Below are 24,876 nucleotides of genomic sequence, written 5' to 3' on the forward strand. Positions count from 1 at the left end.
GGGAGGGTAGGGGTTGTTGCCCTACCCTCCCCCGGATGTGATGGGTGCGGCCCTCTGCGTTGAAGGAGTCGCACCGAATGGCGAACGAGCAGAAACTCCGCGAGTACCTCAAGCGAGTTACCGCGGATCTGCATCAGACCCGGCAGCGTCTACAGGACGCCGAGTCCGTGAGCCGGGAGCCCGTCGCGATCGTGGCGATGAGCTGCCGCTACCCCGGCGGCGTAGCCGGCCCGGAAGACCTGTGGCGGCTCGTCGCCGAGGGCGGGGACGCGATCTCCCCCTTCCCCGACGACCGGGGCTGGGACGCGGACCTGCACGACCCCGACCCGAGCCGCCCCGGCAAGAGCTACGCGCGCGAAGGCGGATTCCTGCACGAGGCCGCCGAGTTCGACCCGGCGTTCTTCGGCATCTCACCGCGTGAGGCGCTCGCCATCGACCCGCAGCAGCGGCTCCTCCTCGAAGCGACGTGGGAGGCGTTCGAGCGGGCGGGCGTCGACCCGCTGTCGGTGCGCGGCTCCCGCACCGGCGTCTTCGTCGGCGTCATGTACGGCGACTACGGCAACCGCATCCTCAGCAACCCCCAGGGCCTCGAAGAGTTCGAGGGCTACCTCGGCAACGGCAGCGCGGGCAGCATCGCCTCCGGCCGCGTCTCGTACACCTTCGGCCTGGAGGGCCCCGCCGTCACCATCGACACGGCGTGCTCGTCGTCGCTCGTGGCCCTCCACCTGGCGGCACAGGCGCTGCGCCAGGGCGAATGCTCGCTCGCGCTCGCGGGCGGCGTGACCGTCATGTCGACGCCGGACACATTCGTGGAGTTCAGCCGCCAGCGCGGGCTCGCCGCCGACGGCCGCTGCAAGGCGTTCGCCGAGGCGGCGGACGGCACGGGCTGGGGCGAGGGTGTCGGCCTGCTCCTCCTGGAGCGCCTCTCGGACGCCCAGCGCAACGGCCACAAGATCCTCGCCGTAGTACGCGGCTCCGCCGTCAACCAGGACGGCGCCAGCAGCGGCCTCACCGCGCCCAACGGTCCCGCACAGCAGCGCGTGATCCGTGCGGCCCTGGCGAACGCCGGTCTCACCGCCGCCGACGTGGACGCCGTGGAGGCGCACGGCACCGGTACGACCCTGGGCGACCCGATCGAGGCGCAGGCGCTGCTCGCCACGTACGGCCAGGGCCGTTCCGACGGCCAGCCGCTGTGGCTCGGCTCGGTGAAGTCGAACCTCGGTCACACGCAGGCCGCCGCCGGTGTCGCGGGCGTCATCAAGATGGTCATGGCGATGCGCGAGGGAACCCTCCCGCGCACACTGCACATCGACCGGCCGAACTCCCTCGTGGACTGGGAAGCCGGAGCCGTCGAGCTGCTGACCGACGAGCGGGCCTGGCCCGACGCCGGTCGGCCGCGTCGTGCGGGCGTCTCGTCCTTTGGTGTGAGCGGTACGAACGCGCATGTGATCGTGGAGCAGGTTCCGGTGGAGGAGCCTGTTGAGAGTGTGGAGTCGGTGGTGCCGGTCACGGCGGTGCCGTGGCTGGTGTCGGGCCGGAGTGCGGAGGCGTTGCGGGCTCAGGCTGAGCGGCTGCGGGAGCATGTTGCGGCTGACGCCGGGCTGGATCTGGTGGATGTGGGTTGGTCGCTTCTGTCGGGGCGGGCCGTGCATGAGCATCGGGCGGTGGTCTTCGGGCGGGAGCGGGAGGAGTTCCTGACCGGGCTTGAAGCGCTTGCCTCGGGTTCGGTGGTCGAGGGACGTCTTGCCGTCCTGTTCACGGGCCAGGGCAGTCAGCGGGTCGGGATGGGCCGGGAGCTGTATGAGACGTTCCCGGTGTTCGCGGATGCGCTGGATGAGGTGTGTGCTCATATTGATCCGTGGATAGAACGTTCGCTCCAGAGCGTGATGCTCGGTACGGACGCGGAGCTGCTTGAGCAGACGGGTTACGCGCAGCCCGCGCTGTTCGCGATGGAAGTCGCCCTGTTCCGTCTCGTCGAGTCCTTCGGCGTGCGCCCGGAGGTCGTGGGCGGTCACTCGATTGGTGAGCTGGCTGCTGCGTATGTGGCCGGGCTGTGGTCGTTGGAGGATGCGGCGCAACTGGTCGTGGCGCGGGGTCGGTTGATGCAGGCGCTGCCCGAGGGCGGCGCGATGCTGGCCGTGCAGATCGCGGAGGCCGACGTGCTGCCGCTGCTGGACGGCGTCGCGGACCGTGTGGGTGTGGCGGCTGTGAACGGGCCGGAGCAGATCGTGCTCTCCGGTGAGCGCTCCACCCTCGAAACTCTGGAGCAGACCCTGCGGGGCGAGGGCCGGAAGGTGAAGTGGCTGAAGGTGTCGCACGCCTTCCACTCGCCGCTGATGGACCCCGTCCTCGCGGACTTCCGCAAGGTCGCCGAAGGACTGACGTACGGGGAGTTGAGCCTTCCGGTCGTCTCCAACCTCACCGGTGAACTGGCGCGGCCCGCCGAGCTGAAGGACCCCGAGTACTGGGTGCGGCACATCCGCGAGGCAGTCCGTTTCCACGACGGCCTGAACGCCCTCACCGGCTTCGGTGCCGCCACCCTTCTCGAACTGGGTCCGGACGCCGTCCTGACGGCCATGGCCCACGACACGTTCACCGAGCCCGCCGCGCAGACGGGCCTGGTCAGTTCCCTGCGCAAGGACCGCGCGGAGCCCGACACGTTCCTGGCCGCCCTCGCGCAGCTGCACGTACGCGGCATCGACGTCGACTGGACACCGCTGTACGCCCCGGTCGAGTCCCGGCGCCGCGTCGACCTGCCCACCTACGCCTTCCAGCACCAGACGCTCTGGCTCAACCCTCTGACGCAGGGCCCCACAGCCACCGCGGGCGACGGGGCCGACCCCGTGGACGCGAGCTTCTGGGAGGCCGTGGAGGCCGAGGACCTCAAGGCGCTGACGGGAGCGCTGGAGGTCGACGAGGAAGCGCCGTTCCGGTCCGTGCTGCCCGCGCTCACGGCGTGGCGGCGCCAGCGGCAGGAGCGCTCCGAGCTGGACCGCTGGCGGTACCGGACCACCTGGAAGCCGCTCGGCAAGGCGGCGCCGGGCCGCCTCACCGGCACGTGGCTCGTCGTGGCCGGTGCCGGAGCGCCCGATGAGGCGTGGGTCGACGGGATCGTACGAGCCCTGGAACAGGGCGGTGCCCGCGCCCGCGTCCTGCGCGTGGGCGCTCGGGACGCCGACCGTGCCACGCTGAGGGAACTGCTCAGGCACGCCCTCACCGACCCTGCCCCCGGCGACGGCGAGGGCCGCGGTGAAACGGTCGCCGGGGTCCTTTCCCTGCTGGCCTGCGCGCCCGCGGCGGCGGACACACCGACGGCCGGGGAGGTACCGGCCGGAGTCCTCCTGACCCTCGCGCTCGTCCAGGCGCTGGGCGACGAATCCGTGGACGCACCGCTGTGGGTGGCGACGCGGGGCGCCGTCGCCGTGGGCGCGTCGGACCTCGCGGCCGACGCCGACGCCGCGGCGGTATGGGGGCTCGGCCGGGTCGCGGCTCTCGAACTCCCGGAGCGCTGGGGCGGCCTCGTCGACCTCCCCGAGACGGTGGGCGCGCGTGCGGTGACACGTCTCGCCCAGGTCCTCGCGGCCTCGGCGGGCGAGGATCAGGTGGCCGTACGTGCGTTCGGGGTGTTTGCGCGTCGTTTGGAGCGGGCGCCGTTGGACGTGACGGGTGTGGGGGAGTGGGTGCCGGAGGGCGGCACTGTGCTGGTGACCGGTGGTACGGGTGCCGTCGGGGGGCATGTCGCGCGGTGGCTGGTTTCCCGGGGCGCTGAGCGTCTTGTGCTGACGAGTCGTCGGGGTGCGGATGCTCCTGGTGCCGCCGAATTGCGGGCTGAGTTGGAGGGGTTGGGGGCTGAGGTCGCCGTCGTCGCTTGTGATGTCGCGGATCGGGATGCGTTGGCGGGTGTGCTGGGTGCGGTTCCCGAGGATGCTCCGTTGACTGCTGTGTTCCATACGGCGGGTGTTCTGGACGACGGTGTGCTCGACGGCCTCACGGCGGAGCGGATCGCCACCGTCTTCCGGCCGAAGGCCCAGGCGGCCCTGAACCTGCACGAGTTGACGCGCGACAGCGAGCACCTCACGGCCTTCGTGCTGTTCTCCTCGCTCACCGGCACGGTGGGCGCGCCCGGCCAGGGCAACTACGCCGCCGCCAACGCCTTCCTCGACGCGCTCGCCGAGCGGCGCCGCGCGGCGGGACTGCCCGCGGTGTCCCTCGCCTGGGGCCCATGGGCCGGCAGCGGCATGGCAGCCGACGACGGTTCCGAGGAGCGCATGCGCCGCGCGGGCCTGCCGGTCATGGACCCGGCGCGGGCCACCGAGGCGCTGCGCCTGGCGACCGCCCCCGCGTCCGGAGGGCAGGCGGCGCTCGTGGTCGCCGACGTGGCCTGGGACCGGTTCCTCGACGGGTTCACGGCAGCCCGGCACAGCACCCTCTTCGACGACCTGCCGGAGGTGGCCGCCCTCCGCGCGGCGCGCCACACCGGACCTTCAGCGTCCGAACAGCCCGCTCTGAAGGGCAAGTTGGCGGCCTTGTCGCGCGGTGACGCCGAGCGGGCACTGCTCGACCTCGTACGGACCCACGCCGCCACGGTGCTCGGGCACGGCGGGGCCGACGCGGTGCCCTCGGACGGCGCGTTCAAGGGGCTCGGGTTCGACTCGCTCACCTCGGTGGAGTTCCGCAACAGCCTCGGTGCCGCGACCGGTCTGACGCTCCCGGCGACCCTCGTCTTCGACCACCCCTCGCCGCACGCCGTCGCCGACTACCTGTCGGGCCTCCTCATCGGCGCCGACCTCACAGGGCCCGCCGCCGCGGAGCCCGTGCCGTCCGTCCGCGCGGACGGCGATCCCATCGCCATCGTGTCGATGAGCTGCCGCTTCCCCGGCGGCGTACGCGGACCGGAAGACCTGTGGCGGCTCGTCGCGGACGGCGTCGACGCACTGGGCGAGTTCCCCGCGGGCCGGGGCTGGGACACCCGGTCGCTGTACGACCCGGACCCGGACACGCCCGGCTCCACCTACGCCCGCCAGGGCGGCTTCCTGCCGGACGCGGGCGAGTTCGACGCGGACTTCTTCGGCATCTCGCCGCGCGAGGCCCTCGCCATGGACCCGCAGCAGCGGCTGCTCCTGGAGACCTCCTGGGAGCTGTTCGAGCGCGCCGGCATCGACTCGGCGGCCCTGCGCGGCAGCCGCACCGGCGTCTTCGCGGGCACGAACGGCCAGGACTACCTCGACCTCCTGAAGGACGCGCCCGACGGCGCCGAGGGCTACATCGGCACCGGCAACGCGGCGAGCGTCGTCTCCGGCCGCCTGTCGTACGCCTTCGGCTTCGAAGGCCCCGCCATGACCGTGGACACGGCCTGCTCCTCGGCCCTCGTCGCGCTGCACCTGGCGGCGCAGGCGCTGCGGCAGGGCGAGTGCGACCTGGCCCTGGCGGGCGGCGTCACGGTGATGTCCACGCCGAGCGCCTTCATCGAGTTCAGCCGTCAGCGCGGCCTGGCTGCCGACGGCCGCTGCAAGGCCTTCGCGGAGGCGGCGGACGGCACGGGCTGGGGCGAGGGCGTCGGCCTGCTCCTCCTGGAGCGGCTCTCGGACGCCCGCCGCAACGGCCACGAAGTCCTCGCCGTGGTCAGCGGGTCCGCCGTCAACCAGGACGGCGCCAGCAACGGCCTCACCGCCCCCAACGGCCCCGCACAGCAGCGCGTGATCCGCACGGCCCTGGCGAACGCCGGTCTCACCGCCGCCGACGTGGACGCCGTGGAGGCCCACGGCACCGGCACCGCGCTCGGCGACCCCATCGAGGCCCAGGCACTGCTCGCCACGTACGGCGAGGAACGCCCGGCGGAGCGGCCGCTGTGGCTGGGCTCCATCAAGTCCAACATCGGCCACACCCAGGCGGCCGCCGGTGTCGCGGGCGTCATCAAGATGGTCATGGCCCTGCGCGAAGGAGTTCTGCCGCCGACCCTGCACATCGACCGGCCGAGCACGCACGTCGACTGGTCGGCGGGTTCCGTCGAACTGCTCACAGCGGCGCGCGTCTGGCCCGAGCGGGACGAGGCGCCGCGCCGCGCAGGCGTGTCGTCGTTCGGCATCAGCGGCACCAACGCGCACGTGATCGTGGAACAGGCGCCGACGGCCGGGCCCGCGGAGGGCGCGGAGACCGCCGAGCCGCTCACGCCGGTCTCGGCCGTGCCGTGGCTCGTGTCCGCGCGGACCCCGGAGGCCCTGCGGGCACAGGCCGAGCGCCTGCGCGAGCACGTGACCGGTCACGACGGGCTCGACCCCGTCGACGTGGGCTGGTCACTGCTCTCGGGACGCACCGCCCACGAGCACCGGGCAGTGGTCCTCGGGCAGAACCGCGAGGACTTCCTGACCGGTCTGGAGTCCCTCGCGTCCGGCGGCCCGGGCACGGCCTCCGGCGCGGTGACGGGCGGCCGTCTCGCCGTCCTGTTCACCGGTCAGGGCAGTCAGAGGGCTGGGATGGGCCGGGAGTTGTACGAGACGTTCCCGGTGTTCGCGGATGCGTTGGACGAGGTGTGTGTCCATATTGATCCGTGGATAGAACGTTCGCTCCAGAGCGTGATGTTCGGTACGGATGCGGGGCTGCTTGAGCAGACGGGTTATGCGCAGCCCGCGCTGTTCGCGATGGAAGTCGCCCTGTTCCGCCTTGCTGAGTCCTTCGGCGTACGCCCCGAGGTGGTGGGCGGTCACTCGATCGGTGAGCTGGCGGCTGCGTATGTGGCCGGGCTGTGGTCGCTGGAGGATGCGGCGCAACTGGTGGCGGCGCGGGGTCGGTTGATGCAGGCGCTGCCCGAGGGCGGGGCGATGCTGGCCGTGCAGATCGCGGAGGCCGACGTCCTGCCGCTGCTGGCGGACGTGTCGGACCGCGTAGGCGTGGCGGCTGTGAACGGCCCGGCGCAGGTCGTGCTCTCCGGGGAGCGGGCCGCCCTCGAAGGCCTGGAGGAGGTGCTGCGCGGTCAGGGCCGGAAGGTGAAGTGGCTGAAGGTGTCGCACGCCTTCCACTCGCCGCTGATGGGCCCCGTTCTCGCGGACTTCCGCAAGGTCGCCGAGGGGCTGGCGTACGGGGAGTTGAGCCTGCCGGTCGTTTCGAACGTCACCGGCGAGCCGGCCGATCCCGCCGAGCTGCGGGACCCGGAGTACTGGGTGCGGCACGTCCGGGAAGCGGTCCGCTTCCACGACGGCCTGAAGTCGCTCACCGGGCAGGGCGTCTCGACGCTCCTGGAGCTGGGCCCCGACGCCGTCCTCACCGCGATGGCGCACGACACGCTCACGGACCCCGCCGCGCGGACGGGTCTGATCGCCGCCGCGCGCAAGGGCCGTTCGGAGCCGGACACGTTCCTGGCCGCCCTCGCGCACCTGCACGTACGCGGGGTCGAGGTCGACTGGACGCTCCTGTACGCCCCCGTCGAGTCCCGGCGCCGCGTCGACCTGCCGACGTACGCCTTCCAGCGTCGGACGTACTGGCCGCGGCCGACGGAGTCCGGTGTGCCGGACGCGGAGGCCGGGGCGATGGACGCCGAGTTCTGGGACGTCGTACGACGGGACGACCTGGACGGGCTCGCCGGAGCGCTGCGCCTGGACCGGGAGGCCCCGCTGAAGTCGGTCCTCCCGGCCCTTGCCTCCTGGCACCGGCGTCAGCAGGAGCGGCACGAGGTGGACGCCCTGCGGTACGGCGTCACGTGGACGCCGCTGGCCGGAGCCGCGATGCCCGCGGCAGGTACGGCCCTCCAGGGCACCTGGGTGCTCCTCGTCCCGGCCGACGCGGCCGGACACCCCTGGTGCGCGGCTGCCGAGAAGGCGCTCGCGGACGCCGGTGCGGAGGTCAGGCGCGTCGTCGTCGACGACGGGACGGCCGACCGCACGGCGTTGACGCGGAGCCTGCGGACACTGGGAGAGCATGCTTCCGCAGGCGCCGCGGTGAAGGGCGTGCTGTCACTGCTCGCTCTCGACGAGCGGCCGTACTGTCACCCGGAGACCGGCGCCTGCGACCCCGCCCTGACGTGGGGCATGGCCGCGACCCTCGCGCTCACGCAAGCCGTCGTCGACTCCGAGATCGGCGGGCGGCTGTGGGTCGTGACGTCGGGCGCGGTGTCCGTCGGAGCCGCAGAGCCGGTGCGGACGGCGGCGCAGTCGCAGGTGTGGGGCTTCGGGCGGGTCGTGGGCCTGGAGCACCCTGAGGTGTGGGGCGGGCTCATCGACCTGCCTGAGGCCGTTGAGGTCGCCGAGGGCGCCGAGCCCTCCGGTGGTCCGGCTGCCGCCGGGGCCCGCCTCGCCTCGCTCCTCTCCCGCGCCGACGCCGACGACTTCACCGAGGACCAGCTCGCCCTCCGCCCCTCCGGCGTCCACGTACGCCGCCTCACGCGCGCACCCGGCGGCCCCGCCTCCGGCGAGGGCTGGCAGCCGCGCGGCACCGTGCTCGTCACCGGTGGCACCGGAGCCCTCGGCGCGCACGTGGCGCGGTGGCTCGCGGGCCACGGCGCCGCCCACCTCGTCCTGACGAGCCGACGCGGTCCGGACGCGCCCGGAGCGGACGAACTGCGCGCCGAACTCGAGGAGTTGGGGGCCAAGGTCACCGTCGCCGCCTGTGACGTGGCCGACCGGGACGCCGTCGCCCGGCTCCTCGAAGGGATCCCCGCGGACGCGCCGCTGAGCGCCGTCGTCCATGCGGCGGGCGTGGGACAGGACCTGATGATCGCCGAGACCGGGCCCCGGGACTTCGCCGACATCGTGACGGCCAAGACCGCGGGCGCGGCGCACCTGGACGACCTGCTCGGCGACACGCCGCTGGACGCCTTCGTGCTGTTCTCGTCCATCGCCGGCGTGTGGGGCAGCGGCGGCCAGGCCGCCTACGCCGCCGCCAACGCCTACCTTGACGGCCTCGCCGAACGGCGCGCGGCACGCGGGCGCGCCGTGACGTCGATCGCCTGGGGGCCGTGGGCCGGTTCCGGCATGGCGGGGGACGACGAGGCCGCCGCGCACCTGCGCAAGCGGGGCCTGCCGGTCATGCGGCCCGAGATCGCTGTCGCGGCCCTGCGGCGCGCGCTCGACGGGCGCGAGCCGCTGGTGACCGTCGCGGACGTCGACTGGGAGCGGTTCGCCCCGGCGTTCACCGTGCGACGCGCGAGCCCGCTGCTCGACGGTCTGCCGGAGGCGCGCCGCGCGCTCACCACCGCGTCGGCCGCCGCCGGTGGCGGGGCCGCCGCCGAGGGCGACGCCGCGACCGCGCTGCGCGACCGGCTCGCCGCCACCTCGGCCGCCGACCGCGAACGGACCGTCCTGGAACTGGTGCGCACCGAGGTCGCCGCCGTCCTCGGGCACACCGGCACGGCCGCCGTCCGCGAGGACCGGGCGTTCAAGGAGTTCGGCTTCGACTCGCTGACCGCTGTCGAGCTGCGCACCCGCCTGAACGCCGCGACCGGTCTGAGCCTGCCCAGCACGCTCGTCTTCGACCACCCGACCCCCGGGGAGCTCGCCCGCGAACTCCTCGCCGAACTCCTGCCGGACGCCGTACCCGGCGGGGCGGATCACCCTGCGGACGCCGATGTCCGCAGGGCCCTGGCGGCCGTCCCGGTCGCCCGCATCCGCGAGGCTGGCCTGCTCGACGCCCTCCTGCGCCTCGCCGCGCCGGACGGGACGGCGGCCCCGGCCACCGCGACGCCCGACGACGACGAAGCGGATGCCTCGATCGACGCCATGGACGTGGCCAACCTGATCCAGATGGCCTTGGACAACAGTGATTCCTGACGCAGTGATTCTGACGCAGCACGAAATGTGGAGCCGGACATGACGAGGCCTACGGACACGGTCGTCGATGCGCTGCGCGCGTCTCTGAAGGAGACCGAGCGGCTGCGACGGCAGAACCAGCAGCTGGCGGCGGCTTCCCGGGAGCCGATCGCGATCGTCGGCATGAGCTGCCGCTTCCCCGGCGGCGTGGCGAGCCCCGAGGACCTGTGGCGCCTCGTCGCCGACGGCGCCGACGCCATCGGCGACCTGCCCGCCGACCGGGGCTGGGACGTCGACGCGCTCTACGACCCCGACCCGGAGAAGCGCGGCACCTTCTACGCGCGCCAGGGCGGCTTCCTGCGTGAGGCGGGGGAGTTCGACGCGGCGTTCTTCGGGATCTCGCCGCGCGAGGCGCTCGCCATGGATCCGCAGCAGCGGCTCCTCCTGGAGACGGCGTGGGAGGCGTTCGAGCGCGCCGGGATCGACCCGGCGGCCCTGCGTGGCACCCGCGCCGGAGTGTTCGTCGGCTCCGGCTACCAGGGCTACGGCGAGGGCGTCCGGCACGCCCCCGAAGGCGTCGAGGGCCACCTCCTGACCGGCAACACCACCAGCGTCATGTCCGGTCGCCTCTCCTACGTCCTCGGCCTCCAGGGCCCGGCGGTGACGGTCGACACGGCGTGCTCGTCGTCGCTCGTGGCGCTGCACCTGGCGGCGCAGGCGCTGCGCCAGGGCGAGTGCACCATGGCGCTCGCGGGCGGCGTGACCGTCATGTCGTCCCCCGAGACGTTCGTGGAGTTCAGCCGCCAGCGGGGCCTCGCGGTGGACGGCCGCTGCAAGGCCTTCGCCGAGGGCGCGGACGGCACGGGCTGGGGTGAGGGCGTCGGCATGCTCCTCGTCGAGCGCCTGTCCGACGCGCGCCGCAACGGCCACAAGGTCCTTGCTGTTGTACGGGGCTCCGCCGTCAACCAGGACGGCGCGAGCAACGGGCTGACCGCCCCCAACGGCCCCTCGCAGCGGCGCGTCATCCGCGCCGCCCTCGCCAACGCCGGGCTCGCGGCAGCGGACGTGGACGTGGTGGAGGCGCACGGCACGGGCACCACCCTCGGCGACCCCATCGAGGCGCAGGCGCTGCTCGCCACGTACGGCAAGGAGCACTCGGCCGAGCGTCCGCTGTGGCTCGGCTCGCTGAAGTCCAACATCGGTCACACGCAGGCCGCCGCCGGTGTCGCGGGCGTCATCAAGACGGTCATGGCGATACGCCACGGAGTCCTGCCCAAGACGCTGCACGTGGACGCCCCCACCTCCGAAGTGGACTGGTCGGCCGGGAGCGTCGAGCTGCTGACCGAGGCCCGGGAGTGGACCGAGCGCGAGGCCGGCCTGCCCCGTCGCGCCGGTGTGTCCTCCTTCGGCATGAGCGGGACGAACGCCCACGTGATCGTCGAGCAGGCGCCGACGACCGAGGAACCGGCCACCGACGAGGAGCCCGCGACGGCCCCCGTCATATCGGGCGTGGTGCCGCTGGCCCTGTCGGCGAAGACCCCCGACGCGCTGCGGGCCCAGGCGGCCCGGCTCGGCGAACGACTCCGGGCGGACGACGAGTTGGGCGCCGATGACCTGGCCTGGACGCTCGCCGTGGCCCGCTCGCGGTTCGAGCACCGGGGTGTCGTCCTCGGGCGGAACCGTGAGGAGCTGCTCGCCGGGCTTGAGAGCCTCGCTGCGGGTGCCGCCATCACGGGGCGTGCGGTGACTGGTGCGGGGCGTGCGGTGTTCGTGTTCCCGGGTCAGGGTTCGCAGTGGGCCGGGATGGCTGTGGAGCTGCTGGAGTCCAGTCCGGTGTTCGCGGAGCGGATGCGGGAGTGCGGGGACGCGCTCGGTGAGTTTGTGGATTGGGATCTGCTGGAGGAGTTGGGCGGGGGCCGGTTCGACCGGGTGGATGTGGTCCAGCCCGTTCTCTTCGCGGTGATGGTGTCGCTGGCTGCGGTGTGGCAGGCGGCCGGGGTGAAGCCCGCTGCTGTGGTGGGTCACAGTCAGGGTGAGATCGCCGCCGCGTGCGTGGCGGGTGTGTTGTCGCTGCGGGACGCGGCCCGTGTGGTGGTGCTGCGCAGCCTCGCCATCCGTGAACTGTCCGGCAAGGGCGGCATGGTCTCGGTGCCGCTGCCCGAGCAGGAGGTCCGGGAGCTGATCGCGGCGTGGGGCGAGCGTGTCTCGGTCGCGGCTGTCAATGGCCCGGCCCAGGTGGTGGTGTCGGGTGAGCCGGAGGCGCTGGAGGAGCTGGTCGCGCACTGCACCGGTCAGGATGTCCGGGCCCGGACGATCCCGGTGGACTACGCCTCGCATTCGTCGTACGTGGAGCAGCTTGAGGCCCAGATCGGCGAAGCCCTGGCGGAGGTGACTCCGCAGGCCGCCGAGGTCCCGCTGTACTCGACCCTCACTGGCACCTGGCTGGACATCCCCATGGACGCCGGGTACTGGTATCGCAACCTGCGTCAGACCGTCCTCTTCGAGCACGCCACCCGCGGTCTCCTCGCCGAAGGCCACGGCCTGTTCCTGGAGATGAGCCCGCACCCGGTCCTCACCGTCCCCGTCCAGGCCACCATCGACGCCACCGACAGCCAGGCCGCCACCCTCGGCTCCCTGCGGCGCGACGAGGGCGGTGCCGACCGCCTCACCGCCTCCCTCGCCGAAGCGCACACGTACGGCGCGGAGTTGGACTGGAAGGCCCTCGTCCCCGGCGAGCGCACCCTCGTCGACCTGCCCACCTACCCCTTCCAGCGCCAGCACTACTGGCTGCACGCCGACTCCGGCGCCGGAGACGTCACCGCGGCCGGGCTCGACGACGCCGGGCACCCGCTGTTGGGGGCGGCGGTGCCGCTGGCCGACGGGGACGGGCATCTGCTCACCGGGCGGCTCTCGCTGCGCACGCACCCCTGGCTGGCCGACCACGCCGTGGCGGGTGCCGTGCTGCTGCCCGCGACCGCGTTTGTGGAGCTGGCGACGCGCGCCGGTGACCAGGTCGGCTGTGACCTGGTCGAAGAGCTCACCATGGAGACGCCCCTGGTCGTCCCCGAGACGGGCGGCGTACAGGTCCAGTTGACCGTGGGCCCCGCCGACGCCTCCGGGCGGCGGTCGCTGGCCTTCCACTCCCGGCCGGAGGCCGGGCCCGACGCGGGCGGCGCGGACGCCGAGCCGTGGGCCCGGCACGCCACCGGTGTGCTGGCCGCGAGCACGGCGGACACCGCCCCCGGCGACTCCGACCTGGCCCAGTGGCCGCCGCGCGGCGCGGAAGCCGTCGGCGTCGAGGGCCTGTACGAGGAATTCGCCGCGGCGGACGTCCAGTACGGTCCCGCCTTCCGGGGGCTGCGCGGCGCCTGGCGACGCGGCGACGAGGTGTTCGCCGAGGTGACCATCCCCGAGGACCGGCGCGAGGAGGCGGGCCGCTTCGGTCTGCACCCCGTGCTCCTCGACGCGGCGCTGCAGGCGGCGCACCTGGCGCAGCACGACGAGGAGGGGTCCGGCGACGGCGGCGAGGGCCAGGCGCCCCGCCTTCCGTTCTCCTGGAGCGACGTCTCCCTGTACGCGACCGGCGCGAAGTCCCTGCGCGTACGCCTGACCCGCTCCGGTAGCGGAACCCGCTCCGGTAGCGGCGGCGACACCGTCTCCGTGCTCCTCGCCGACGAGGCCGGAGCGCCCGTCGCCCGGATCGGCGCGCTGGTGTCCCGCACCGTCGACGCGCGCCGGAGCCTCGCCGCGCAGCGCACCCGCGTGCCGCACCTGTACCGCGTCAACTGGGTGGCGGCGCGGACCGGCGGCACGGACCGGGTCGGGACCTGGGCCGTGCTCGGCGCGGGCGCCGACCCGGTGGCGCGCGCCCTGGCCGAGGACGGCGTCGACGTCACCCCGTACCCCGCCCTCGCCGACCTGGCCGCGGCGGTCGCCGACGGCACCGTGCCCGCGCCCGGCGTCGTGGTGGCCGCCCCGGACCTGACGGCGGCAGCCGAAGTAGCCGCCGCTGCGGACATCGCGGCGGCCGTGCACGCCACCACCGCCGACACGCTCGGCCTCGTCCAGGCGTGGCTCGCCGACGCGCACCTCGCCGACGCGCGCCTGATCGTCCTGACGCGCGGCGCCGCCGCCGTCACCGCCGACGAGCCGGTGCCCGGCCTCGCGCACACCGCCGTGCTCGGCCTGTTGCGCTCCGCACAGTCGGAGGAGCCCGGCAGATTCGTCCTCGCCGACGTCGACGACGCGCCCGAGTCGTTGCGGGCGCTGCCCGCCGCGGCCGCGCACGGCGAGCCGGAGTGCGCCGTGCGCGCCGGTGCCGTGCTCGTCCCCCGGCTCACCCGCGACCTCGGCGAACCCACCGAGGACCCGGTCGTCCTGAACCCGTCCGGCACCGCCCTGGTGACCGGCGCGCCCGGCGGTCTCGGCGGCCTCGTCGCCCGGCACCTCGCCGCCGTGCACGGCGTACGGCACCTGCTGTTCCTCGGCCGCCGCGGCACCGACGCGCCCGGTGCCGCCGAACTCGCCGCGCACATGGGCGAGTTGGGTGTCGGCATCGACATCGTCGCCTGCGACGCCGCGGACCGGGACGCCCTCGCGGCCGCGCTGACCCGCGTACCCGACGAGCACCCGCTCACGGCGGTCGTGCACACCGCGGGCGTCTTCGACGACGGCATCACCTCCTCGCTCACCACCGAGCAGCTGGAGCGCGTACTGCGACCCAAGGTCGACGCCGCCGTCAACCTGCGCGCGCTCACGGTGGACACCGACCTCGCCGCGTTCGTCCTCTTCTCCTCCGTCGCGGGCATCCTCGGCGGCGCGGGGCAGGGCAACTACGCGGCGGGCAACACCTTCCTCGACGCCTACGCGCACGCCCTGCGCGGCCAGGGCGTGCCCGCGACCTCGCTCGCCTGGGGCCTGTGGGCCGAACGCGGCGGCATGGCCGGGCAGATCACCGCCGACGACCTGGACCGGATGACCCGCTCCGGCGTCGCCCCGCTCGCCACCGAGCAGGGCCTCGGGCTCCTCGACGCCGCGCTCGGCCTGCGCGCCGCCGCCCTCGTGCCGGTGCGCCTCGACACCGCCGCGCTGCGCACCGCGCACGGCCCGCACCTGCCGCCGCTGCTCGGCGGCCTCGTCCACGGGCCCGCCCGACGCGCCGTCGCGGACCGGGACGGCGCGGGCGGCGAGGCGCCCGCCCTGGTGCGCCGCCTGCGCGGACTGGCCGGGGACGAGCGGGAGCGGGCGCTCCTCGACCACGTGCGCGGCCAGGCCGCCGCCGTCCTCGGCTACGCGTCCGGCGACGACGTGGACGCCGAGCGCGCCTTCCGTGACCTGGGCTTCGACTCGCTGACCGCCGTCGAACTGCGCAACCGCCTGAAGGAGACGAGCGGCCTGCGGCTGCCCGCGACCCTCGTCTTCGACTACGCCAACCCGCTCGCCCTGGCCCGCCACCTCGCCTCCGAACTGTCCGCCGCCGACGGCGAGGCCTCGGCGCCCATGACGCCGGGCGCGGCGCTGCCCGCGCCCGCCGCCCAGCGGGACGCCGACGAGCCGATCGCCATCGTCGCCATGAGCTGCCGCTTCCCCGGCGGCGTGGCGAACCCCGAGGACCTGTGGCGGCTCGTCGGCACGGGCGCCGACGCCACCTCCGGACTGCCCGAGGGCCGCGGCTGGGACACCGCCAACCTGTACGACCCGGACCCCGACCACCAGGGCACCACGTACTCGCGGGGCGGCGGCTTCCTGCACGAGGCCGGAGAGTTCGACGCGGCGTTCTTCGGGATCTCGCCGCGGGAGGCGCTCGCCATGGATCCGCAGCAGCGGCTCCTCCTGGAAACGTCCTGGGAGGCCTTCGAGCGCGCCGGGATCGACCCGGCCGCCCTGCGCGGCAGTACGGGCGGCGTCTTCGTCGGCGCCTCCTCGCAGGGCTACGGCGAAAGCCTGCGGGAAGTTCCCGACGGCCTCGAAGGCCACCTGATGACCGGCAACTCCACCAGCGTCATCTCCGGCCGCCTCGCCTACTCCTTCGGCCTCGAAGGCCCGGCGGTCACCGTCGACACCGCGTGCTCGTCGTCCCTGGTCGCCCTGCACCTGGCGGCACAGGCGCTGCGCCAGGGCGAGTGCGCGCTGGCCCTCGCGGGCGGCGCCACGGTCATGTCGACACCCGACACCCTCGTCGCGTTCAGCCGCCAGCGCGGCCTGGCCGCGGACGGCCGCTGCAAGCCGTTCGCCCAGGGCGCCGACGGCTTCGGCGTCGGCGAAGGCATCGGCATGCTGGTCCTGGAGCGCCTGTCGGACGCCCGCCGCAACGGCCACAAGGTCCTCGCGGTCGTACGGGGCTCCGCCGTCAACCAGGACGGCGCCAGCAACGGCCTCACCGCTCCCAACGGCCCCTCCCAGCAGCGCGTCATCCGCGCAGCGCTCACCAGCGCCCGCCTGACGGCCGCCGACGTGGACGCCGTCGAGGCGCACGGCACGGGAACCTCGCTGGGTGACCCCATCGAGGCCCAGGCCCTCATCGCCACCTACGGCAAGGACCGGCCCGACGACCGGGAGCCGCTGTGGCTCGGCTCCGTCAAGTCCAACATCGGGCACGCACAGGCGGCCGCGGGCGTCGCGGGCGTCATCAAGATGGTCATGGCGATGCGGCACGGCGTCCTGCCGAAGACGCTGCACGCCGAGACGCCGACGACCGAGGTCGACTGGTCCGAAGGGGCCGTCGAGCTGTTGACCGAGGCGCGCGAGTGGACCGCGCCGGAGACAGGGCGGCCGCGGCGCGCGGGTGTCTCCTCCTTCGGCATGAGCGGCACCAACGCGCACGTGATCGTGGAGCAGGCACCGGTGGAGGAACCACTTCCCGCCGACGCCGGCGACGGGCCCGCACCGACCGCCGCACCGCCGGTGGCCCCGGGCCTCATCCCGCTGGCCCTGTCGGCGAAGAGCGAGAACGCGCTGCGCGCGCAGGCGGACCGGCTGCGGGAGCGACTGCTCACCGCCGACGACAGGGTCGGCCTGACGGACGTCGGCTGGTCCCTGACGTGCGCCCGTACGCGCTTCGAGCACCGGGGCGTCGTCCTCGGCCGCGACCGCGAGGAGCTGCTCGCCGCCCTTGACCGCCTGGCGGAGGGCGACGCCACGACGGCCGGTGGCGTGGTCATGGGCCGTGCGGTGACTGGCGCGGGTCGTGCGGTGTTCGTGTTCCCGGGGCAGGGGTCGCAGTGGGCCGGGATGGCGGTCGAACTGCTGGAGTCCAGCCCGGTGTTCGCCGGGCGGATGGGGGAGTGCGCGGACGCGTTGTCGGAGTTTGTGGATTGGGATCTGCTGGAGGAGTTGGGCGGGGGCCGGTTTGACCGGGTGGATGTGGTCCAGCCGGTGCTGTTCGCCGTCATGGTGTCGTTGGCTGCGGTGTGGCAGGCGGCTGGTGTGAAGCCCGCCGCTGTGGTGGGTCACAGCCAGGGTGAGATCGCCGCCGCGTGTGTGGCCGGGGCCCTGTCGCTGCGGGACGCGGCCCGTGTGGTGGCCTTGCGCAGCCTGGCGATCCGTGAGCTGTCGGGCAAGGGCGGCATGGTGTCCGTGCCGCTGCCCGAGGCAGAGGTGCGGGAGCTGATCGCGGGCTGGGAGGGCCGCATCGAGGTCGCGGCCGTGAACGGCCCGGCCCAGGTGGTGGTGTCGGGTGAGCCGGGGGCGCTGGAGGAGCTGGTCGCGCACTGCACCGGCCAGGAGGTCCGGGCCCGGACGATCCCGGTGGACTATGCCTCGCATTCGTCGTACGTGGAGCAGATCGAGGCCCAGATCATGGAGACGCTCGCGGGTGTGAGCCCGCAGGCCGCCGAGATTCCGCTGTACTCGACCCTGACCGGCGCCTGGCTGGACGTTCCCATGGACGCGGGCTACTGGTACCGCAACCTGCGCCAGACGGTCCTGTTCGAGCACGCCACCCGCGGCCTCCTCGCCGAGGGCCACGGCTTGTTCCTGGAGATGAGCCCGCACCCGGTCCTCACCGTCCCCGTCCAGGCCACCATCGAGGCCGCAGGACGCGAAGGCGCGGCCGTGGCCCTGGGGTCGCTGCGCCGTGACGAAGGCGGCGCCGACCGGCTGCTCGCCTCGGTCGCCGAAGCGCACGCGCGCGGTGCCGAGCTGGACTGGAAGGCGTTCTACCCGGGCGCCGGAACCGTCGTCGACCTGCCCACGTACGCCTTCCAGCGCCAGCATTACTGGCTGACGGAGGACGAAGTGCCGGGCGCGGAGCCCGTGTTCGCCGTGGACGAGGTCGAGGCGCGCTTCTGGGAGGCCGTGGAGCGCGAGGACCTGGCGGAGCTGACGGAGGAGCTGGAGATCGCGGAGGACTCCGCCGCAGGCCTCGGCTCCGTCCTGCCGGCCCTGTCGTCGTGGCGGCGGCAGCGGCGCGAGCGGTCCACGATCGACAGCTGGCGCTACACCGTCACCTGGAAGCCCCTCGCGGGCAGCCTCCCGGGCCCGGACCTCACGGGCCGGTGGCTGGTGGTTCTGCCCGAGAGTGCCGCGAAGCACCCGTGGGCCACGGGTTCCGTCGAAGCCCTGACGCGGGCCGGTGCGGAGACCGTCCAACTACGCGTCGGTGCCGGGGAGTTGACGCGCGAGTCCTTGGCTGACCGGCTGCACGACCTCGCCGGGGCGGAACTCACCGGTGTCGTCTCGCTCCTCGGTCTCGACGAGAGCGCCGTCGACGGGCACGAAGCCGTGTTCGCCGGGCTCGCCGGTACCGTCGCGCTGGTGCAGGCCCTCGGTGACGCCGGGATCGGCGCACGGCTGTGGGCGGTGTCGCAAGGCGCCGTCGCCACCGGCCGTGGCGACCGGGCCGTGAGCCCCGGCCAGGCGCAGCTGTGGGGCCTCGGCCGGGTCGTGGCCCTGGAGCACCCGGACCGCTGGGGCGGTCTGATCGACCTGCCGCCGTCGTACGACACCCGTACCGGCGCGCGCTTCGCCGCCGCCCTCGCGGGACCCGGTGGCGAGGACCAGCTCGCGGTGCGCGGCATGGGTGTCTTCGTACGCCGCTTCGCGCACGCCCCGCTGCCCGACGACCGGGGCGCGGAGCCCCGCTGGACGCCGCGCGGTACGGCCCTGGTCACCGGCGGCACGGGTGCCATCGGCGGGCACGTGGCGCGCTGGCTGGCCCGCGAGGGCGTCGACCACCTCGTCCTGACGAGCCGCCGCGGCCCGGAGGCCCCGGGCGCGGCCGAGCTGACGGCCGAGCTGGAGGAACTGGGCGCCGAAGTCACCGTCGCCGCCTGTGACGTGGCCGACTGGGACGCGGTCGCGGGGCTCCTCGACGAACTCGCGGCGGACGGGCGCACCCTGCGCTCCGTCTTCCACGCGGCCGGTGCCGGTCAGGAGCAGCCGCTGTCCACGATGACCACGGCGGACATCGCCGCCGTCCTGGAGGCGAAGGTCACGGGCGCCGCGCACCTCGACGAACTCCTCGACACCGGCTCGCTCGACGCGTTCGTCCTGTTCTCGTCCAACGCGGGCGTGTGGGGCAGCGGCAGCCAGGGCGCCTACGCGGCCGCCAACGCCCACCTCGACGCGCTCGCCGAGCAGCGCCGCGCCCGCGGCCTGACCGCGACCTCCGTCGCCTGGGGCCTGTGGGGCGGCGGCAGCGGCATGGCCGGTCCCGAGGCCGAGGACGCGCTGCGGCGCGTCGGCGTGACGGCCATGGAGCCGGGGCTCGCGGTCGCCGCGCTCGCCCGGGCGGTGGCGTACGACGAGACGTTCGTGGCCGTCGCGGACGTGGACTGGGAGCGGTTCGCGCCCGCCTTCACCGCGGCGCGGCCCAGCCCGTTCATCGGCGAACTGCCGCAGGCACGGCGCGCCCTCCAGGGGCCGGAGACGGTCTCCGCGCCCACCGCGATGAACGCCGTGGAGGGTTCCGAGTGGGCAGGGCGGCTCGCCGCCCTGCCGGAGCCCGAGCAGGAGCGGGTGGCCCTCGATCTGGTACGGGCCCATGCCGCGGCCGTGCTCGGCTACGCGGGCGCGGAGGCCGTCGAGCCCGCCCGCGCCTTCCGCGAGCTGGGCTTCGACTCCCTCACGGCGGTCGAGGTCCGCAACCGGCTCACCGCCGAGACCGGCCTCAAGCTGCCCACCACCCTCGTCTTCGACTACCCCAACGCCCATCTGCTCGCCGCCCAGCTGCGCCGCGAGGCGCTCGGCGACGAGCCCGGCCCCACCGGGACCCGAACCGCCGCGCCCGCGCCCGCCGACGACCCGATCGCGATCGTGTCGATGAGCTGCCGCTACCCCGGCGGCGCGAGCAGCCCCGACGCCCTGTGGCGGCTCGTGTCCGAAGGCACGGACGCGATCTCGGTGTTCCCCGCCGACCGGGGCTGGGAGAACACCGGCGCGGCCGCGTACCGCGCCGAGGGCGGATTCCTCTACGACGCCGCCGAGTTCGACGCCGGGTTCTTCGGCATCTCGCCGCGCGAGGCCCTCTCCATCGACCCCCAGCAGCGCCTCCTCCTCGAAGCCTCGTGGGAGCTGTTCGAGAGCGCGGGCATCGCCCCCGCCTCCGTACGCGGCCACCAGACCGGCGTCTTCATCGGCTCCGGCCACCAGGGCTACGGCGAGGGCGTCCAGGACCTGCCGGAGGGCGTCGAGGGCTATCTGCTCACCGGCAGCGCCGGAGCGGTGGTCTCCGGCCGTCTGTCGTACGCGTTCGGTCTCGAAGGCCCGGCGGTCACGGTCGACACGGCCTGCTCGTCGTCCCTGGTCGCCCTGCACCTGGCGGCGCAGGCGCTGCGCCAGGGCGAGTGCGACATGGCCCTCGCGGGCGGCGTCACGGTGATGTCGACGCCCACCGCCTTCGACGAGTTCAGCAAGCAGCAGGGCCTGGCCGCCGACGGCCGCTGCAAGCCGTTCGCCGAGGCGGCGGACGGCACGGGCTGGGGCGAGGGCGTGGGCCTGCTCCTGCTTGAGCGCCTCTCGGACGCCCGTCGTAACGGTCACGAGGTCCTCGCGGTCGTACGGGGCTCCGCCGTCAACCAGGACGGCGCGAGCAACGGCCTGACCGCCCCCAACGGCCCGTCCCAGCAGCGCGTCATCCGTGCCGCGCTGGCCAGCGCCGGTCTGTCGGCCGGTGACGTGGACGCGGTCGAGGCGCACGGCACCGGCACCACCCTGGGCGACCCCATCGAGGCGCAGGCCCTGCTCGCCACGTACGGCCAGGAGCGTCCCGAAGGGCAGCCGCTGTGGCTCGGCTCGGTGAAGTCCAACATCGGGCACACCCAGGCCGCTTCGGGTGTCGCGGGCGTCATCAAGATGGTCATGGCGATGCGGGAGGGCGTGCTGCCGAAGTCCCTGCACGTGGACCGGCCGAGCACGCACGTCGACTGGTCGACGGGTGCGGTCGAACTCCTCACGGAGGCCCGCGAGTGGAACGAGCGCGCGGGTGTCCCGCGTCGTGCGGGTGTCTCGTCCTTCGGCGTGAGTGGCACGAACGCGCACGTGATCGTGGAGCAGGCGCCAGTCGAGGAACTTGCCGAGACCGTGGAGCCGGTGGCTCCGGTCACGGCGGTGCCGTGGCTGGTGTCCGGCCGTAGCGTGGAGGCGCTGCGGGCGCAGGCCGAGCGGCTGCGGGACCACGTCACGGGCGACAGCGCACTGGACGCCGTGGACGTGGGCTGGTCGCTTCTGTCCGGCCGCTCGCCGCTGGAGCACCGGGCCGTGGTGCTGGGCCGAGGTCGCGACGACCTGGTGGCGGGCCTGGAAACGCTGGCGTCCGGCGCGCCCGGAGCCTTGGCGGGTTCGGTGGTCGAGGGCCGCCTGGCCGTCCTGTTCACCGGCCAGGGCAGTCAGCGGGCCGGGATGGGCCGGGAGTTGTACGAGACGTTCCCGGCCTTCGCGGATGCGCTGGACGAGGTGTGTGCTCATATTGATCCGTGGATAGAACGTTCGCTCCAGAGCGTGATGTTCGGTACGGACGCGGGGCTGCTTGAGCAGACGGGTTATGCGCAGCCCGCGCTGTTCGCGATGGAAGTCGCCCTGTTCCGTCTCGTCGAGTCCTTCGGCGTACGCCCGGAGGTCGTGGGCGGTCACTCGATCGGTGAGCTGGCTGCTGCGTATGTGGCGGGGTTGTGGTCGTTGGAGGATGCGGCCCGACTGGTCGTGGCTCGGGGTCGGTTGATGCAGGCGTTGCCCGAGGGTGGGGCGATGCTGGCCGTGCAGATCGCGGAGGCCGACGTGCTGCCGTTGCTGGACGGCGTCGCGGACCGTGTGGGTGTGGCGGCTGTGAACGGGCCGGAGCAGATCGTGCTCTCCGGTGAGCGTGCGGCGCTGAAGGGTCTGGAGCAGGCCCTGCGTGGGGACGGCCGGAAGGTGAAGTGGCTGAAGGTGTCGCACGCCTTCCACTCGCCGCTGATGGACCCCGCCCTGGACGACTTCCGTCGTGTGGCACGGCAGTTGACGTATCAGGACGTGACGCTTCCGGTGGTTTCCAACCTCACCGGTGAACTGGCGGACGCGGCCGAGCTGAAGGATCCCGAGTACTGGGTGCGGCACATCCGCGAAGCCGTACGCTTCCACGGAGGGCTCGGCACGCTCGGCGCGCAGGGGGTGTCCACCCTTCTCGAACTGGGTCCGGACGCCGTGCTGACGGCGATGGCGCATGACACGTTCACCGAGCTCGCCGCACAGGCGGGCCTGGTCAGTTCCCTGCGCAAGGACCGCGCGGAGCCCGACACCTTCCTGGCCGCCCTCGCGCAGCTGCACGTACGCGGCATCGACGTCGACTGGACACCGCTGTATGCCCCGGTCGAGTCCCGGCGCCGCGTCGACCTGCCGACGTACGCCTTCCAGCGCGAGCGCTACTGGCTCACGCCGGGCCCGGCCGCCGCGCGTACGGGCGGGGTCGCCGCCGATGAGGTGGAGGCCCGGTTCTGGGAGGCCGTGGAGCGGGAGGACCTGGCGTCGTTGAGCGCCGAGCTGGGCGGTGGCGCCGACGGCGGGGCGCTGGGCGAGGTGCTGCCGGTCCTGTCGTCGTGGCGGCGGCAGCGGCGTACGGCGTCGGCACTGGACGCCCTGCGCTACCGCGTCGCCTGGAAGCCGCTGGGCCAGGCGCCCGCCGCGCGGCTCGACGGGACGTGGCTCCTCGTCGTGCCGGACGGCGGCACGGACGTCGCCGACTGGTCGGCCGCCGTCGTGAACGCGCTCGGCGGACTCGGCGCCGAGGTGCGTACGGTCGTCGTACCGGACACCGAGGGGGCCGACCGCGAGGAGCTTGCCGAGCGGCTGCGCAAGGAGGCGGCGGCCGGCGGCGGCGCACTGTCCGGCGTGCTCTCCCTGCTGGCCGCGGACGAGGAGTCGCACGCCGTGCGCGGCGGGGTCAGCCGCGGTCTCGCCGCGACCCTGACCCTGGTGCGGGCATTGCACACCGCGGACCTGGGCGCCCCGCTCTGGCTCGCCAGCCGGTCCGCGCTGACCGTGGGCGGCGCCGATCCGGCGCCCCGGCACGCGCAGGCGTCCCTGTGGGGCCTGGGGCGCGTGGTGGCCGTGGAGTACCCGCGGTTGTGGGGCGGCCTGGTGGACCTGCCCGAGACCGCCGACGCGCGGGCCCTCGCCGGTCTCGCCGGTGTCGTCGGCGGCGCGTGGGCCGGTGAGGATCAGGTGGCCGTACGTGCGTTCGGGGTGTTTGCGCGTCGTTTGGAGCGGGCGCCGTTGGACGTGACGGGTGTGGGGGAGTGGGTGCCGGAGGGCGGCACTGTGCTGGTGACTGGTGGTACGGGTGCCATCGGGGGGCATGTCGCGCGGTGGCTGGTTTCCCGGGGTGCTTCGCGTCTTGTGCTGACGAGTCGTCGGGGTGCGGATGCTCCTGGTGCCGCTGAACTGCGGGCTGAGTTGGAGGGGTTGGGGGCTGAGGTCGCCGTCGTCGCTTGTGATGTCGCGGATCGGGATGCGTTGGCGGGTGTGCTGGGTGCGGTTCCCGAGGATGCTCCGTTGGCTGCTGTGTTCCATACGGCGGGTGTTCTGGACGACGGTGTGCTCGACGGCCTCACGGCGGAGCGGATCGCCACCGTCTTCCGGGCGAAGGTGGAGTCCGCCCGCAACCTGGACGAGCTGACGTCCGGCCTCGACCTGTCGGCGTTCGTGCTCTTCTCGTCCTTCGCCGGTCTCTCCGGCGGCGCCGGGCAGGGGAGTTACGCCGCCGCCAACGCCGCGCTCGACGCGCTCGCCGAACACCGCAGGGCGCGCGGCCTCACGGCGACCTCCGTCGCCTGGGGCGCGTGGGCCGGCGGCGGAATGGCCGCCGACCGGGCACAGGGCGGCGCCGTGCCGCCGATGGAGCCGGGGCTCGCGGTCACCGCCCTCGGTCAGGCCCTCGGCCAGGACCTGGGCGTCACCGTCATCGCCGACGTCGACTGGGAGCAGTACCTGGCAGGCGGCCCGGCGCTGGCGCCCAACCCGCTCTTCGCCGACCTGCCCGAGGCCCGCGCCCTCCGGGAGCGCACGGCCCGTACGGACGGCGCGACGGCCGGCGCCGCGGAACCCGACCTCGCTCGGCAGCTCGCGGCGCTCTCCGGGCCCGAGCGCGACCGGCTCCTCGAAGACCTCGTCCGCACGCACGCGGCGGCCGTCCTCGGCTACCCGGGGCCGGAGCGCGTCGAACCCGGCCGCGCCTTCCGGGAGCTGGGCTTCGACTCCCTCACCGCCGTCGAACTGCGCAACGCGCTCGGCGCGGCCACCGGCCTGCCGCTGCCCACCACCCTCGTCTTCGACCACCCCACGCCCGCGTCGCTCGCTGCCCACCTCAAGGCCGAACTGGCCCCGGGCGACGGCGAGTCGGCGGCACTCCTGGCCCAGCTCGACACGCTGGAGGCGGGACTCGCCGGGAGCGCCCCGTCGGACGACGAACTGGACGTCATCGCCGAGCGGCTGCGGGTGCTGCTCGACCGGTGCGCCCGCGGCGCGGACGACGAGGACGACGCGCAGGTCGCGGAGGAGCTGGAGTCCGCGACGGACGACGAGGTGTTCGACTTCATCAGCAAGGAGTTCGGGATCTCCTGATGTGCCGCCCCCGCATTCCCCCGCCGCGGCGTCCCCGCGATCCCCTGACGTGCCGCCCCCGCCCCCGCCCCCGCCGTGGCGCGGGGGCGCCGCACCGCACTCTCCG

Annotated in this window: 2 protein-coding genes; both read left to right on the forward strand. The window is 74.1% G+C overall.

The annotated features are described in order from the left end of the window. The first annotated feature begins 44 nt into the window (after nucleotides 1-44). Nucleotides 45-9,758 (forward strand): type I polyketide synthase, encoded by a 9,714-nt coding sequence (locus tag CP982_RS43010; RefSeq protein WP_372503469.1) that lies wholly within the window; start codon nucleotides 45-47, stop codon nucleotides 9,756-9,758. Between the two features lie 39 nt (nucleotides 9,759-9,797). Continuing rightward, the gene (locus CP982_RS34935) at nucleotides 9,798-24,770 is read left to right on the forward strand and encodes a type I polyketide synthase (protein WP_150514122.1); all 14,973 of its coding nucleotides are present in this window, start codon (nucleotides 9,798-9,800) and stop codon (nucleotides 24,768-24,770) included. Nucleotides 24,771-24,876: the final 106 nt, after the last annotated feature.

Origin of the sequence: Streptomyces spectabilis (genome assembly GCF_008704795.1) — a bacterium.
Taxonomy (GTDB): domain Bacteria; phylum Actinomycetota; class Actinomycetes; order Streptomycetales; family Streptomycetaceae; genus Streptomyces; species Streptomyces spectabilis.

What these genes read in the sequence shown, in the direction of transcription:
- CP982_RS34935 (WP_150514122.1), top strand. Translation starts at nt 9,798, where the DNA reads ATGACGAGGCCTACGGACACGGTCGTCGATGCGCTGCGCGCGTCTCTG.